At 33.0% G+C, this 15925-nt stretch carries 15 protein-coding genes and 1 pseudogene; 8 read left to right on the plus strand and 8 right to left on the minus strand.

Annotated features, from left to right (window positions below):
• Positions 1–88: 88 nt before the first annotated feature.
• The 6 genes and pseudogenes from AST99_RS00130 to AST99_RS00155 all read right to left on the minus strand — a co-directional run bounded on the left by AST99_RS00130 (position 89) and on the right by AST99_RS00155 (position 7528).
• Positions 89–2557 (minus strand): TonB-dependent receptor, encoded by a 2469-nt coding sequence (locus tag AST99_RS00130; RefSeq protein WP_057777872.1) that lies wholly within the window; start codon positions 2555–2557, stop codon positions 89–91.
• Between the two features lie 121 nt (positions 2558–2678).
• The gene (gene arsC, locus AST99_RS00135; RefSeq protein ID WP_057777874.1) at positions 2679–3020 is read right to left on the minus strand and encodes an arsenate reductase (glutaredoxin); all 342 of its coding nucleotides are present in this window, start codon (positions 3018–3020) and stop codon (positions 2679–2681) included.
• A gap of 13 nt (positions 3021–3033) precedes the next feature.
• Positions 3034–4144, minus strand: a pseudogene (gene prfB, locus AST99_RS00140) (peptide chain release factor 2).
• A 61-nt stretch (positions 4145–4205) separates the two neighbouring features.
• Complete coding sequence (locus AST99_RS00145; protein ID WP_057777876.1) at positions 4206–5054, minus strand: transglutaminase domain-containing protein; 849 nt, start codon at positions 5052–5054, stop codon at positions 4206–4208.
• Between the two features lie 55 nt (positions 5055–5109).
• Complete coding sequence (locus AST99_RS00150) at positions 5110–6054, minus strand: alpha-E domain-containing protein (RefSeq protein WP_057777878.1); 945 nt, start codon at positions 6052–6054, stop codon at positions 5110–5112.
• Between the two features lie 7 nt (positions 6055–6061).
• Positions 6062–7528, minus strand: a complete 1467-nt coding sequence (locus AST99_RS00155; protein ID WP_057777880.1) for a circularly permuted type 2 ATP-grasp protein — start codon at positions 7526–7528, stop codon at positions 6062–6064.
• Between the two features lie 217 nt (positions 7529–7745).
• Here AST99_RS00155 and AST99_RS00160 point away from each other — a divergent pair, with 217 nt between their 5' ends.
• Positions 7746–8765 (plus strand): threonine aldolase family protein, encoded by a 1020-nt coding sequence (locus tag AST99_RS00160; protein ID WP_057777881.1) that lies wholly within the window; start codon positions 7746–7748, stop codon positions 8763–8765.
• 67 nt (positions 8766–8832) lie between these two features.
• On the opposite strand, the gene gdhA is transcribed toward AST99_RS00160, so the two are convergent.
• Positions 8833–10176, minus strand: coding sequence for an NADP-specific glutamate dehydrogenase (gene gdhA / locus AST99_RS00165; protein WP_057777883.1), 1344 nt, complete (start codon positions 10174–10176; stop codon positions 8833–8835).
• A 218-nt stretch (positions 10177–10394) separates the two neighbouring features.
• On the opposite strand from gdhA, the gene AST99_RS00170 reads away from it, so the two are divergent.
• The 4 genes from AST99_RS00170 to AST99_RS00185 all read left to right on the plus strand — a co-directional run bounded on the left by AST99_RS00170 (position 10395) and on the right by AST99_RS00185 (position 13216).
• A complete protein-coding gene (locus tag AST99_RS00170) occupies positions 10395–11138 on the plus strand; it encodes a THC0290_0291 family protein (RefSeq protein WP_057777885.1) in 744 nt (247 codons plus the stop codon).
• 109 nt (positions 11139–11247) lie between these two features.
• Entirely contained in the window at positions 11248–11970 is a 723-nt protein-coding gene (locus AST99_RS00175; RefSeq protein WP_057777887.1) for a DUF3298 and DUF4163 domain-containing protein, read from the plus strand.
• A gap of 15 nt (positions 11971–11985) precedes the next feature.
• On the plus strand, positions 11986–12339 hold the full coding sequence (locus AST99_RS00180) for an arsenate reductase family protein (RefSeq protein WP_057777889.1): 354 nt from the start codon (positions 11986–11988) through the stop codon (positions 12337–12339).
• Positions 12332–13216: a DMT family transporter gene (locus tag AST99_RS00185; RefSeq protein WP_057777891.1), complete on the plus strand. Its 885-nt coding sequence runs from the start codon at positions 12332–12334 to the stop codon at positions 13214–13216. Before AST99_RS00180 ends, AST99_RS00185 begins: the two co-directional genes overlap by 8 nt.
• Positions 13217–13218: 2 nt before the next feature.
• Here AST99_RS00185 and AST99_RS00190 read toward each other — a convergent pair whose 3' ends face one another.
• Entirely contained in the window at positions 13219–13698 is a 480-nt protein-coding gene (locus tag AST99_RS00190) for an acyl-CoA thioesterase (RefSeq protein WP_057777893.1), read from the minus strand.
• A gap of 111 nt (positions 13699–13809) precedes the next feature.
• Here AST99_RS00190 and AST99_RS00195 point away from each other — a divergent pair, with 111 nt between their 5' ends.
• From AST99_RS00195 to nadD, 3 genes are read left to right on the plus strand one after another with little or no spacing between them, the layout of a single operon-like run.
• Positions 13810–14667 carry a YicC/YloC family endoribonuclease gene (locus AST99_RS00195; RefSeq protein WP_057777896.1) on the plus strand — a complete coding sequence of 286 codons (858 nt, stop codon included), beginning with the start codon at positions 13810–13812 and terminating at the stop codon, positions 14665–14667.
• 1 nt (position 14668) lies between these two features.
• Positions 14669–15244, plus strand: a complete 576-nt coding sequence (gene gmk / locus AST99_RS00200; protein WP_057777897.1) for a guanylate kinase — start codon at positions 14669–14671, stop codon at positions 15242–15244.
• Between the two features lie 6 nt (positions 15245–15250).
• Entirely contained in the window at positions 15251–15829 is a 579-nt protein-coding gene (nadD, locus tag AST99_RS00205) for a nicotinate (nicotinamide) nucleotide adenylyltransferase (protein ID WP_057777899.1), read from the plus strand.
• Positions 15830–15925 lie beyond the last annotated feature (96 nt).

Below are 15925 nucleotides of genomic sequence, written 5' to 3' on the forward strand. Positions count from 1 at the left end.
TTCAAATATATTTATAAGTAACGAGTTTTATAGCAAAATAATATATTAAAGAAAAAAAGCTTCCTAAAATAGGAAGCTTTTAAATATTTTAGCCTTCAAACTCCATCTCGTCTCCGCCACCGCCTTCGTTATCTCTGCGGTCTTGACGACTTTTCTGTTGATTGAATCTATATGTAAATGCCAAATTGAATGAGCGTTGTCTGAATTGAAATTCGCTATCGCTAATATACGTTTCTGTAGTAGAAAGCATAGATCTTTTCATAGAATTAAACACATCGCTTACATTAAAAGTAATAGATGCATTTTTATTAAACACTTCTTTACTAAACGCTAAACTACAATAAAACATACCGTCTGTTTTATTTTGTGCATCTTCTTCTGGGCCACGATACATTAATCGAGTTTGCCAATCTATTTCTCCAGGTAGAGTTACTTTGTTATTTAAACGAATAAACCAGCTTAAGTTATCTGCATCAAAATTAACCCCATTATAATCCCCTCTTGTAATAGAATTATAGAAATTGAAATTCGCATTTACGTTCCATTTTTTAGTTGGACTATAAGTTGTTGTAAACTCAAATCCGTAACGGTCGTTTGTTGCCAAGTTAATTGGCGAACGCTTAATTACTGGAATATCTGTACCACCAACCACAACAGTTTCTCCTGTTGCTTCTGTTATAAAAGTAAATACATCTGTAGCATGTTGGTAATAAATAGATGAGTTTAAAGTAACATCTCCAAACTTGTATAAATATCCTAAATCTACAGAAGACGAATAACTAGGATCTAAATCTGGATTTCCTTGAAATAAATTCGTCGTACTACTTCGGGATGGGAACGGATTTATATAACGTGATCGTGGTCTTCTAATACGTCTGTTATACCCTAACATGATGCTTTGATCTTCAGAAAATTCGTATCCTAAATTTACTGTAGGAAACAATCCTAAGTAATCTTTATCTTCATAATCGTCGCTAGTGACTTGGTCTATAACAATTCCCGTAGCCTCCATTCTCAGTCCTAATAAATAAGAAAATTTATCTTTTATCTTGTTTCCGTATTGCGTATACACCGCATTAATACGCTCTTTATAAACTAAGTTATTACTAACATCTGTATCGGTAACAAATTCATCATCTATATAATAAGCCAACGTATAATCTGTGTCTAACGTATTGAAATTACCACGGTATCCAAATTCAAACTGACTATCTTCTCCCAACGGAAGTACGTAATCTGTTTGTAATAATACACGATCTTGTTCTTCTAAAGTTCTTACTTGCTCAGAATCAAAGCCATTTTCTGTAATAAGAGAATTTTCATCTTCTGAAGTATTTTCATATTGAAAATCGAAAGTTAATTTATGGCCTGGCTTATCTGAAAATTGCTTATCGAAATTTAAAGCGTATTGTATGGTTTTATCATCTTCTAATTCCGGATCGAAACGATAGGTTTCATTAATAAGATTTCCGTCACTATCAACCTCTAAAATATCATTAGTGGTATTTGAACTGTTATCATTGTTTTTATAAAACACAGATCCCGTTACCGATGTATTATCTGTAATATACCACTCTACACCAAAATTGGTATTTAATCCTTTTCTTATTCTATCGTAATCACGATATTCATTTAAATAAGTATTCTCAAGATCGTCTATAACATTACCATCATCATCGTACTCATAATTAAAGTATTCTGTTTCTGTAGTAGATTCTCCAGGAGATTCTCGGTATGAATACCCTGTAGTATTAAAAAAATTAAAATTCCCTGTACGGTAGTTAATATTCCCAGAAATACCCGCAGCGTTTGGATACCCTCCATTTGCTGTGATAGAACCGTTTAAACCTTGTAATTTACTACGTCTTAAAATGATATTTAAGATTCCTCCTGTTCCTTCTGCATCATATCTTGCTGATGGAGATGTTATAACCTCTACACGCTCTATAGCATCTGCAGGTAATTGATTTAGAGCTTCATTAGAGCTTAACCCCACTAAACCAGAAGGTTTCCCATTAATAAGAATGGTAACATTATCATTTCCCCTTAAAGCAATATTCCCCTCAACATCTACAGAAACTGAAGGTACATTATCTAACACATCGCTTACCGTACCACCACTTACAGTTAAATCTTGACCAACATTATAAATCTTTTTGTCAAGTTTAATATCTACTGTTGTTTTTTCTGCAATAATCTCTACTTCGGCTAAAGATTCTGTATCTAATGCTAAGCTAATATTACCTAAATCTATGTTTTTAGATAAATTTCTATTTTGAAGTGTTTGTTTTTTGAATGAAATATATTCAAAAGAGATATTGTAAGTTCCAACGGGCACAGAAATACTAAATTTACCTTGATCGTCTGTAATACCACCGGTAACCACACTATTATCAGTACTATTTCTAAAGGCTACTGTTGCATATTCTAGAGGCAGACTTGTTTCTCGTTCAATAACGTGTCCTGTTATTGTAATCTCTTTACCTGATTGCGCTTGCACATTAAGGCAAAATATAAAAAGCAGCAGACTACATACTACTTGTTTTATTAAATTCATTGAGTTGTTGTTTTAATTAAATAAGACCGCAAGAAACGAAATTGGTTTAGTTGATCTTAGTTAAAAGATTGTTAAAAGAAAAAAGCCCCTAAATTTTTAATTGAATTAGAGGCTTTACTATTTATATGATGCTTGTAATATCTTGTGGTGGCCTGCCTATTACAGCACGCTCTCCATTTACAACAATCGGGCGTTCAATAAGTTTTGGATACTCAATCATAGCATCGATAATTGCTTCATCTGTTAGATTAACATCTCTAAAATTTTCTTTCCAAACTGATTCGTTTTTCCGCACCAAATCGATGGGCATAATATCTAACAATTCGATAATACGTGTTAGTTCTGCTTTTGTTGGAACATCTTCCAAGTATTTTACAACAGTAAATTCTTTTCCTGAAGCTTCAAGAATATCTAATGCTTCGCGCGATTTACTACATCTGTTATTGTGATAAATTGTAATCATATTTTAATTGTGATTATAAGTTATTAGTATCTTCTGTTTTTTGTCCCATCATCATTAAATAGGCTTTTAAAAAGGCATCTATATTTCCGTCCATAACAGCATCTACATTTCCAGTTTCGTGTGCTGTTCTAACATCTTTTACTAGTTTATATGGATGCATTACATAGTTTCGAATCTGACTTCCCCACTCTATTTTCATCTTTCCTGCTTCTATATCTTCGCGTTGTGCTAATTGTTTCTGCAATTCTATTTCGTACAACTGAGATTTTAACATTTGAAGGGCTCAAGATCTGTTATCGTGTTGCGATCTTGTTTCTGAACATGAAATTTGAATACCTGTTGGTTTATGTGTTAACTGCACTTTAGTTTCTACCTTGTTCACATTTTGACCGCCCGCTCCGCTTGAACGTGCCGTAGTAATTTCAATATCTGCAGGATTAATATCTATCTCTATCGTATCATCAACCAAAGGATAAACATACACTGAAGCAAAACTTGTGTGTCGTTTCGCATTACTATCAAACGGAGAAATTCGTACTAAACGATGCACACCATTTTCTCCTTTTAACCAACCAAAAGCAAAATCGCCTTCTATCTCTAAGGTTACTGTTTTTATTCCGGCTACATCGCCTGCTTGATAGTTTAATTCTTTGATTTTAAATCCGCTTTTTTCGGCATACATTAAGTACATGCGCATAAGCATATTTGCCCAATCGCAACTTTCTGTTCCTCCAGCCCCTGCTGTAATTTGCAATACCGCGCTTAAACCATCGCCTTCTTCAGACAACATATTTTTAAACTCGATATCTTCTAAAAGGGTTTGTGCTTTTTCGAATTGTTGGGTAACTTCTTCTATAGACGTATCGCCTTCTTTGTAGAACTCGTACAAGACTTCTAAATCTCCTACGAGTGTTGTTGCAGTATTAAAATCTTCTACCCATTTCTTTTTAACACGAAGTGATTTCATAATCACTTCAGCTGCTTTTGAATCGTTCCAAAAATTAGGATCGAAGGTTTGCTCCTCCTCGTTTTGTATTTCTATGAGTTTGACATCTATGTCAAAGATATTGCCTTAACGACGTAAGGCGGTGTGAAAGATCTTTAATTTGATCTGCTGTTATCATATGCATTAAATTTTACTCAAAAGTACTATACTTTTTTTCAAAAAATAAATCTCATGGCATATTATTGTTCATAGTTTACCTCTACAGCAAATTTAGATTCTTGCTCGCCATAAGCGTACATAATTTGTTTTAATGGCGGACAATCCTTATAATCTCTACCATGGGCTACTTTTATATGATTGTGATCTGCAAGAATATTATTTCCCGGATCAAAACCTATCCAACCTAAATTAGGGATATAAACTTCTGCCCAAGCATACATTTCTGAATCTCCAAAAAAGCCATCGCCCTGATGTAAATATCCTGAAACATAACGTGCTGGCACTTTATTTACTCGCGCTATAGCACAAAACAAATGCACAAAATCTGAACTCACACCTTCTTTTTTTTCTAAAACGGTTTCCAGAAGCATGTCTTCTGTAGTTTCTCCAGCTTTAAAAGTAATCAAGTCGTAAACCCAAGTGTTTAATTGTTTTACATTATCTAAAATATGTTTTGATGTTTCAAATTCAAAAAGTTTCACAGCGACTTTAGGTAAAGCCGTAAGCTCTGTAGCATTTAGAAACGCTTCAAAATCTACTTTAAAATCAAGAACCTCAATGGCTTTATAATCGTCTTCTACAGTAAACTCAGGATTTGGTTCAATTGGACTAATTTCACTTTTATTTAATTTAAAAATAGCTTCAAAGGTTAAATTATTGAAAGGCTTCTTGGTATGAATTCTAGTCGTTTCAAAATTATATCCATTTATAGATTTTTCAATAGAGTTATCATCTGAAACGGAATAACTACTTGAAATTAAATCTTGACTTGAATTAGTTTCTGGTGTAACCATAAACTGCCAATACGATTCAAAAACAGGGTTTTCGTAAGTGTTTTCTGTCGTATATTTTATTGTATAATTGAACATATTTTAAACTAGATTTAAAATTCAAATTAAAACATTTTATCAATACCTTTTTCTTTTAATGATAAAAATATTCATCTTCAAGTTTTTCACTTAATTTAATTAAGCTAGAAAACGTATGTGCGATAAATTCTTTCACATTGTCTTCAATATCTTCAACCGTCTTGTATTTATACTCGCACATCATTTTTCCTATTAAAAACAAAGCCGTATTTTTTTCGTGCGCTTTTAATGGATCTAACATGGTTATATGCTCTTTAATCTGAGACAAACAATATAAAACTGTTCTAGGACTATTCGGATTAAGCATTAAAAATTCTATAACCGTACTTTGAGTTGGCGGCTTTCTATAAACTCTTCGGTTAATATCGAAAGAATCTACACATTTTAAAAGTGTAGTCCACTCGTAACTCTTTTTTAAATGCTTTGGTTTGCTTGAAGTCACTTGTTCTGCAGCATCGTATTTTATTTGTAAGATTCGTGTAACCTGTGTAGCACGTTCTATGTTTATACCTAATTTAATTAATGCATATACTTCGTCATGTAACATTGTACCTCTAATCTTACCTTTTAAAATGGTAGATTGATGCATAATGTGACTTGTAAAATCATGAAGTCCGCGAGTTACAAAATAGTCTTTAGAGTAATTCATCACCGAATGATAAAACTTATTTATCGTTTCATAACAGTCGTTAGAAATTAAATCTCTAGAACTATTTGCATTTTCACGCGCATAACATATACACTTTAAAATGGAATAGTGTTTATCTGGATTAAGCGCTACATTATAAAGCACATCTTGCTCTATCAATACCTCATCCTTTTCATCTTCTTCTCCCACCATTTCGTATATAGATTGTAGTACAAATTGGCGATCTCTAGATAATTTATTGGGTGCATCTAAAGACGAAAAGTAATTTACGTTTGTAAAGCGCGCTGTATGTTCTGCACGTTCTATATAACGTCCCATCCAAAATAAGTTATTGGCTATTCTTGCTAACATATATTATTTATTTTTTTAAAACCCAAGTATCTTTTGAACCTCCTCCTTGAGACGAGTTCACTATTAAATTTCCTTTCTTTAAGGCGACACGTGTCAGACCTCCTTTTAATACAAACTCTTTATCTTGACCTAACAATGTAAAGGTTCTTAAATCGACATGGCGTTGCTCGAAAGATTGGCAATCTTCGATATACGTTGCATGCACAGAAAGCGACATAATAGGTTGTGCAATATATTTTCTTGGATTTTGAAGAATCACTTTTTTAACATCTGCAATTTCAGCTTTAGTTAATCTGTTACCTATTGAAATACCATAACCTCCTGCTTCATCTACTGGCTTAACAACTAAATTATGAATATTTTCTAGAACAAACTTTAAGTCTGTTGGTCGACTACAATGGTAGGTATGCACATTATTTAAAATAGGTTTTTCGCCTAAATAAAATTTAATAATTTCTGGCATGTAGGTATAAATCGCTTTATCATCGGCCACTCCTGTTCCAGGTGCATTTACTAAGGTTACATTTCCGTTTTTATAGGCCGAAAATAATCCAGGCACACCGATAGCAGAATCTTTTTTAAACTCTAAAGGATCTAAGAAACCATCATCAATTCGTCTATAAACAACATCTACTTTTTTAAGTCCGCTAATGGTTTTCATGTACAGAAAATCGTTTTCTACAACCAAATCACGACCTTCAACTAATTCTATACCCATAGTTTTTGCCAAGTAGGAATGTTCAAAGTATGCAGAATTGAATACTCCTGGCGTAATTACTACACAAGTAGGAACATCGACACCTTTTGGCTTAACAGATTCCATAATCTCTAATAAATTCTCTGAATAGTCTGTAACCGTATGAATATCATAATGATTAAAAACCCCAAATAACGAGCGCTTTAGTGCATTACGATTATAGATTACATAACTCACACCAGACGGACACCTAATATTATCTTCTAAGACATAATATTTACCGTCGGAGTGTTTAATAAGATCTGTACCAGAGATGTGGTTATAGATACCTCCTACAGGATCCAAATTATCCATTTGTCTCAGGTAGTTGGCAGAAGAGCTTATTAATTCCATAGGAACCAAACCAGCTTTTATAATATTCTTATCGTGATATATATCCCAAATAAATGCATTTAAAGCCTTACACCTCTGAATGACACCCTTTTCAATAGTAGCCCATTCTTCGCCGTCTATAATCCTAGGAAACAAATCGAAAGGAAATATTTTTTCCTGTGCTTTCTCATCATTATAAACTTGAAATGTAATTCCTTGATTAAAAAATGACGTTTTAGCTTTATTATTTAAATTGATAAAATCTTCAATGGATTGATCATTATATATATCAAAAAGTTTCTGATATACTTTTCTAACATTTTGTTTTTTATCGAAAATTTCATCAAACAAATTTTCATTACCATCATATGAAGAAAAAAGATGCTTAAAATTAGTTGGCTTCATGCATTTTACGTTTTTTCTAAATTACTTATTATTTCTTATCTAGTCTATAAAATATGTTTATTAATTTCACATTATTAACTATATTTTAATAAAAATAACAAGTTGTTAATAAAAAATTCATAATTATAACACATCCAAATAAAATTTAATGATTTAAAAAGATATTAAGAGAGAATCTGTTAACTTTCTTCATTAATTATTTTTTAAATATAGATTCATGATTATTGATTTAAGAAGTGACACGGTAACTAAACCAACTTCAGAAATGCTGGACGCCATGATGTCTGCAAAAGTTGGTGACGATGTTTATAAAGAAGACGATACTATAAACAAATTAGAAAAACGCATTGCTGAAATGTTTGGCAAATCGCACGCCATGTTTTTCCCAAGCGGTACAATGGCTAACCAAACAGCCATTAAAATACACACACAACCTGGAGAACAAGTGATTTGCGATAAATATGCACACATATATAATTATGAAGGCGGAGGCGCATCTTTTAATAGCGGGGTGTCTTGCAAACTTATTAACGGCAATCGCGGCATGTTTACAGCTGAAGATGTGACAGCAGCCATTAATCCACCAGATTTTTATCACAGTCCGTTATCATCACTAGTCGAAGTTGAAAACACTACAAATAAAGGAGGCGGCGCATGTTGGGATCTTAACGAGCTTGAAAAAATAAAAACCATCTGTAAAACCCATAATTTAGGCTATCATTTAGATGGTGCACGTTTATGGAATGCATTAGTTGCTAAAAATGAAACTGCTACTCAATACGGAGCATTATTCGATACAATTTCTGTTTGCCTTAGCAAAGGATTAGGATGCCCAATAGGATCTATATTAACAGGTGATGAAGCATTTATGAATAAAGCTCTACGTGTACGAAAAATACTTGGTGGCGGTATGCGCCAGGGAGGATTTTTAGCAGCAGCTGGTCTGTACGCTCTAGACCATAATATAACACGTTTAGCAGAAGACCATAAAAGAGCGAAAGAATTAGGCCAACAATTAAGTACATGCTCTAGCATAAAATCTGTCGAACCCTCTGAAACAAATATTGTGATTTTTGAACTCCATGATGATGTTGATAGTAATCAATTCATCTTAAAACTAAAAGCTCATAATATATTAATAAGTGATATGGGACAAGGTAAATTAAGATTAGTAACCCATCTTGATTATACAGACAGCATGCATAATAAGGTATTAGAGATTTTGCATACATTATAATAGTAAAGAAAAAAAAGCCATCAAAAACATATTTCTGATGGCTTTTAAATGTATTGAAATCTATACGCTATACAACACCTTGCGCTAACATCGCGTCTGCGACCTTAACAAACCCGGCAATATTTGCCCCTTTTACATAATCTACATATCCGTCTTCTTCTGTACCATAGGCCACACAAGATGCATGAATATCGTTCATGATTTGATGTAATTTAGAATCTACTTCTTCTCTTGTCCAATTTAAACGTAATGAATTTTGACTCATCTCTAAACCAGAAGTAGCTACGCCACCTGCATTTGATGCTTTACCTGGAGAAAATAATAATTTAGCACCTTGAATAATGGCAATTGCTTCTGGAGTTGTTGGCATATTAGCACCTTCTGCAACAGCAATTACATGATTAGCGACTAACGCTTCCGCATCAACTGCATTTAATTCATTTTGTGTTGCACATGGCATGGCCACATCGCAATTTACAGACCAAGGTCTTTCTCCTGCAACAAATTTAGCCGATGGATACGCTTCAACATATTCGTTAATACGACCGCGTTTAACATTTTTAAGCTCTTTAATAAAGGCTAGTTTTTCTTCATCTATACCCTCTTCATCAAAAATATATCCTGAAGAATCTGAAAGTGTCACAACTTTAGCTCCAAATTCTGTAGCTTTTTCACAAGCAAATTGAGCCACGTTTCCAGAACCAGAAATCACGATTGTTTTCCCTTCAAAAGATTCGTTACGTGTTTCCAACATGTTTTTTGCAAAATACACTGCACCATAACCTGTAGCTTCTGGTCTAATTAAAGATCCGCCATATTCCATACCTTTACCTGTTAATACACCGGTAAACTCATTACGTAATCTTTTGTATTGACCAAACAGGTATCCTATTTCTCTTCCTCCTACACCAATATCTCCCGCAGGAATATCTGTATTCGGACCAATATGACGACTTAATTCAGACATGAATGATTGACAAAAGCGCATCACCTCATTATCACTTTTTCCTTTAGGATCGAAATCACTTCCACCTTTTCCACCACCCATTGGTAATGTTGTTAAGGAGTTTTTAAATGTTTGTTCGAAACCTAAAAACTTTAGAATACTTAAATTCACTGAAGGGTGGAAACGTAAGCCTCCTTTATAAGGTCCAATTGCCGAATTAAATTCTATTCTAAAACCTCTATTCACTTGAGTCGCTCCTTTATCATCTATCCAAGGCACCCTAAATATTATAGTACGTTCCGGTTCAACCATACGTTCTAATAACATTTTACCCTTGTATTTTGGATTGTTTTCGATAAACGGAATTACAGTTTCTGCAACTTCGTGAACAGCTTGAAGGAACTCTGGTTCATGACCATCTCTCTGTTTTACAAGCTCTATAAAAGCATCTATTTGTTTTTTCATTTTAAAAAAATTATGATACCGCTAAGTAATCATTCGTTTTGAAGTACAAATATACATTATCTCTAATTATTAAACTCTTTCTGTCTCAAATTCGTAATTATTTTCGTGTTAAATAATTCTTAACACATAAAATAAGTTTTATTTGATTGATAAAAATCATTTTATATATTTGTATCTGCTATTAATGCTACTAACAGCATATATTTAACTCAAATACAATGCTTGATAAACAAAAGCTACTTTTAATCTTAATTTTATTTAGTTCATTAAACTTTTCTTATGCTCAAACAGGGTATGAGATTGGCTTATTAGTTGGTCCCGCTCAGATGCGTTCGGATTTCGGATTAAGAGAAGACAAAGATACAAACTCAGGAAACATTGGATTTGGAGCAGGTTTAATGTTTGACATTAACCCTATGGATTGGGGGTCTAGACGTGATTATGTTTACGATCATTTCAAATTGCGTTTCGACCTGTCTTACAACAAAACAAATTTACAACACTACGGTCAATATGTAGACCCAGATCAAACTGGTGAAAATGCAGAAAGATTAAGAAACCAACGTGGTGAAGCTAAAAATTTTAGCGGAGGTATTGCTTTAGAATATTACCCTTTAAGTTTAAGAAACTTTTTTTATAACTTTTTCGACTTTTCTCCTTATCTTATTTTAGGAGCTCAAATGACATATGCTAATCCAGATTCTAACGTTACTGATGCTAGCCAAATATATGCTCCTTGGGGATTAAGCGCTGTAAATACAGAATCGTTCTACACCACTGCCTTAAATACAGGTGTTGGGATACGATATAAAGTGAGTGGTTACTCAGATTTTTTATTAGAAGCAAAGTGGCAATTCTTTAATAGCGACTGGGTAGACGGATTAAATCATGATTTAAGTTACAACAAAAACAACGACTCATTAATTTGGGTTAGTGTAGGTTATGTTTACTATCTTAATTAAGATTTTCTCACATAATTTAGTATCCTTAAGCATACTATAAAAATTTAGATTTCTCTTCAAATATCAAACTTCAATATGTACCTTTATTTTTAAATAATAAAGCTATATCATGTGCCCTAAATCACACTCATTTTTCATCATTTTCTGTCTTTTTGTATTGGCTTCGTGTACCGAAAAAAAAGAAATTACATTTTCTGAACAAAATATTACCACACCAAACAACACTATTGTCGACATTAATATTCCTAAAGCAGAAGGAGGAGATAATGTTTCTGTACTTATAAACGAAAGTTTAAATCAGTTTGTAGAGACCGCTTTACAGTACAATCAGGAGGAACCATCTCAAGGTTCTATTTCTGAAAACATTGATAATTTCAATACAGAATACATCAATTTTAAAAATCAATTCCCTGAAAGTGTCCAAGAATGGGAAGCTCAAATAGACGGAGAAGTTATGTTTAAATCTCCAGACATTATCAGTATTTCTCTATCATCCTACACAAATACAGGAGGAGCCCATGGTGTTTTAGTGATTACCTTCTTAAATTTTAATGCACATACAGGCGAACTTATTACTACCGATAAACTCTTTAAAAACACTGAAGAATTCATCTCGTTTGCAAACCCATATTTTAACGAAGAGATCTCAGAGAAAGAAGATATGTATATGGATCCAGAAAATTTTATCTTGCCTCAAAATATAGGGTACAGCCCAGATGGATTAATATTATTATATAATACTTACGAAATAGCACCTTATGCTGCAGGAATAACAGAGTTTGTTATACCGTTTAGTGAAGCAAATTCCTATTTAAATATTAATGGCATTTAAAAAATAAATACGATTATGAACAAGATATATTATTTGAAAACATGTAATACATGTATGCGTATTATTAAGGAATTAAACTTACCAAGCGAAGTAATTCTTCAAGATATTAAAGAAACACCTATAACGGTTGCTCAGCTTGAAGACATGCATAAATTATCGCATAGTTATGAAGCCCTTTTTAGTAAACGCGCTAAATTATATAAAGAAATGGATTTAAAAAATCAATCTTTAGAGGAGCTAGATTACAAAAATTACATATTAGAACACTATACGTTTTTAAGCCGTCCAGTACTTATTTACAATAACGAAATCTTTATAGGAAACAGCAAGAAAAACGTTGCAGCAGCCAAAGCAGCTTTACATGAATAAACGCATATTAGCTTTAATTGCTCTATTTTTAGTTCAGCTCTTTTATGGTTTAAACTACTCTTTTGCAAACGATGTTATTGACGGCGGATATATTAAACCTTTCGGGTTTATACTCCTACGTTTATTGGGAGCAACTACCCTATTCTGGATTGTTGGTTTGTTTACGCCAAAACAAAAAATAGATAAAGAAGATTACTTAACATTTATTATCGCCGCATTTTTTGGCATGTGTTTAAATATGCTCTCCTTTTTTAAAGGATTAGAATTTACCACACCCATTCATGCTTCAGTAATATCTACCATTACACCTATTGTAGTTATTGTATTGTCTTCTATTTATCTGAAGGAAAGAATAACGCCATTAAAAATACTCGGCATTATTCTAGGTTTTACAGGTGCTGTAATTTTAAGCGCTTACGGAAAACCCATTCACCCTGCAGATAATATTATTTTAGGAAACTGTTTAATTATTCTCAATGCCACAGCATTTAGTGTATACCTTATTATTGCAAAAAGGCTGACTGGAAAATATCATCCGTTAACCATTATTAAATGGCTCTTTTTACTCGGTTTAATAATGACAACACCCTTTGGCTTACAAGAATTTAACGCCGTACAGTGGCATACATTTTCGCCTTATATTGCATTTTCTGCATTCTTTGTCGTTGTTTTTGCAACCTTTGGAGCTTACCTACTAAACATCCTTGGTCTCACCCAATTAAAAGCATCAACAGCTGGTACATTTGTATATATACAACCTGTTATAGCTGCTATTTTTGCTTTAATTATAGGGAGCGACACCATTAACATAGTAAAAATAATAACCGCTATTTTAATTTTTATGGGTGTCTATTTAGTGACCAAAAAAACAGAGTAATCTTACTTTTTTAAAGGTTTTGGTACTTTATTAAATACCCGTGTATCGGCTTTAGTAAGCACTTTAAAATCTTCTGTTTTAGGGAAAGCATTCGCCATATCCATTAACACTTCTGGTAACGATGTCAGTTTTCTTTCTTTTAAATCGATCCATCCACCTAACATTTCGCAGTGTGCAAGATTTTCGCCTTTATCATTATAAAAATTGTGCTCAAATTTAAAGAATCTTCCATCCTCGCTAATTCCAGAAACTTCAAGTCCAACGGTAATTGGCTGACCTAAAAATGCTTCCTTAAAATAATACATATGCTCGTAAAACACCACTGGACCAATGTTGTGCTTAGCCATATCTTTAGACGAAAACCCACTTTCTAATAAAAATGCCATTCGCGTATGACTCATAAAATTAGTATAAGCAGAATTTGCTAAATGCCGATTCGCATCAATATCACTCCATCTAATTTCAAATTGTTTAGTATACATGCCTTAAAATTTATTTCAAAAATAAAAAATAATAGTCTGTATACATTCAGTTTTAGAATTTTCTATACGCTTAACTTTAACTACCTTTGCATAACTTTTTAATTATAGTTTATGATATATTCAATGACGGGTTACGGTAAATCTGTAATACAATTACCAACCAAAAAAATTTCTATAGAAATAAAATCACTTAATAGTAAGAATCTGGATTTAAACACGCGAATGCCGTCTTTCTATAGAGAAAAAGAATTGAATTTACGTAAACTTATAGCCGACAAGTTAGAACGTGGGAAAATTGACTTTTCCATTTTTGTTGAAATTACTGGTGAAGAAACCTCTACACAAATTAATAAACCCGTTGTAAAAGAGTATTTAAAGCAACTTCGCGAGATTGTTGATGGTGATGAAACCGAATTGCTTAAAATGGCTGTACGTTTTCCTGATGCCTTGAGTACAGAGCGCCAAGATATGGACGAAAACGAGTGGGCTACTATTCTAAAAGAAATTCACGAAGCTTTAAACCATATTAGCGAATACAGACTTGACGAAGGTAAAGTTTTAGAAGCCGATTTTAAAAAACGAATAGTAACTATAGAGTCGCTATTAGAACAAGTAATTACTATAGATCCAGAACGTATTGAAGGTGTTAGAGAACGCTTACGTAAAGGTGTTGAAGAATTGAAAGAGAAAGTTGACGAGAACAGATTCGAACAAGAATTGGTGTACTACATTGAAAAATACGATATCACTGAAGAAAAAGTCCGCTTAAAAAATCATTTAGAATACTTTATGACCTCTTTAAATTCTAAAGATTCTAACGGAAAAAAACTAGGATTTATCGGACAAGAATTAGGTCGAGAGATAAACACTATTGGTTCGAAAAGTAACTATGCACCTATGCAAAAATTAGTTGTGCAAATGAAAGACGAATTAGAAAAAATTAAAGAACAACTTTTAAACGTTTTATAACATGTCTAAAGGAAAACTTATCGTGTTTTCTGCACCATCTGGTTCTGGAAAAACAACCATAGTAAGACATTTACTTGGTCTTGAAAATTTAAATTTAGAATTCTCAATTTCAGCAACTTCACGCGAAAAACGCGGTACAGAAGAACACGCTAAAGATTATTATTTCTTATCGCTAGAAGAATTTAAAAACAATATAAAAACCGATGCCTTTTTAGAATGGGAAGAAGTCTATCGCGATAACTTTTACGGTACTTTAAAAACTGAAGTTGAGCGTATTTGGGCCCAAGGTAAACACGTTATTTTTGATATTGATGTCTCTGGCGGATTGCGTATAAAACGTAAATTTCCAGAAGAAACCCTTTCTATTTTTGTAAAACCACCAAGTATAGACGAATTAAAAATTCGTTTAAAAAAGCGTAAAACAGAGTCTGAAGACAAAATAAATATGCGTGTCGCAAAAGCATCTGCCGAACTTGCAACAGCACCACTTTTTGATTGTATTATTGAAAACGACACTTTAGAACATGCGCTTGTAGAAGCAGAGAAAGTGGTTTCAGAATTCATAAATAAAGATTAATAATTTATGAAAATCGGGCTTTACTTTGGCACCTTTAACCCTATACATACGGGACATTTAATTATTGCAAACCACATGGCAGAATATAGCGACCTAGAACAAGTCTGGATGGTTGTAACGCCACATAATCCGTTTAAAAAGAAAAATACACTATTAGACAATCATCATAGATTTGAAATGGTATATCAGGCTACCAAAGATTATGACAAACTAAGTGTAAGCGATATTGAGTTTAATTTACCACAGCCAAGTTATACGATTAACACGCTGACTTATCTTTTTGAAAAACATCCAAATCATGAGTTTTCATTAATCATGGGCGAGGATAATTTAAAAGGGTTCCATAAGTGGAAAAACAACGATATTATTCTAAAAAATCACGATTTATATGTGTATCCGAGAATTTCTGAAGGCAAAACAGAAGCCCAACTGAAAAATCACCCGAAGATACACCGTATAGATGCTCCTGTTGTAGAAATATCTTCAACATTTATAAGACAAGCCATACGTGACGGCAAGAATTGTAAACCTCTACTTTCTGAGCCTGTAGCGCATTATATAGACATTATGAATTTTTATAAATAAAAAAAGGCGAGATTTAAATCTCGCCTTTTTTGTTTGTCTTTTTCAATACATCTTTTAATATTCCCAACGCACAAAAGCTTCCATAGCGGCATAATG

The sequence above is a fragment of the Formosa algae genome (assembly GCF_001439665.1).
GTDB lineage: Bacteria > Bacteroidota > Bacteroidia > Flavobacteriales > Flavobacteriaceae > Formosa > Formosa algae.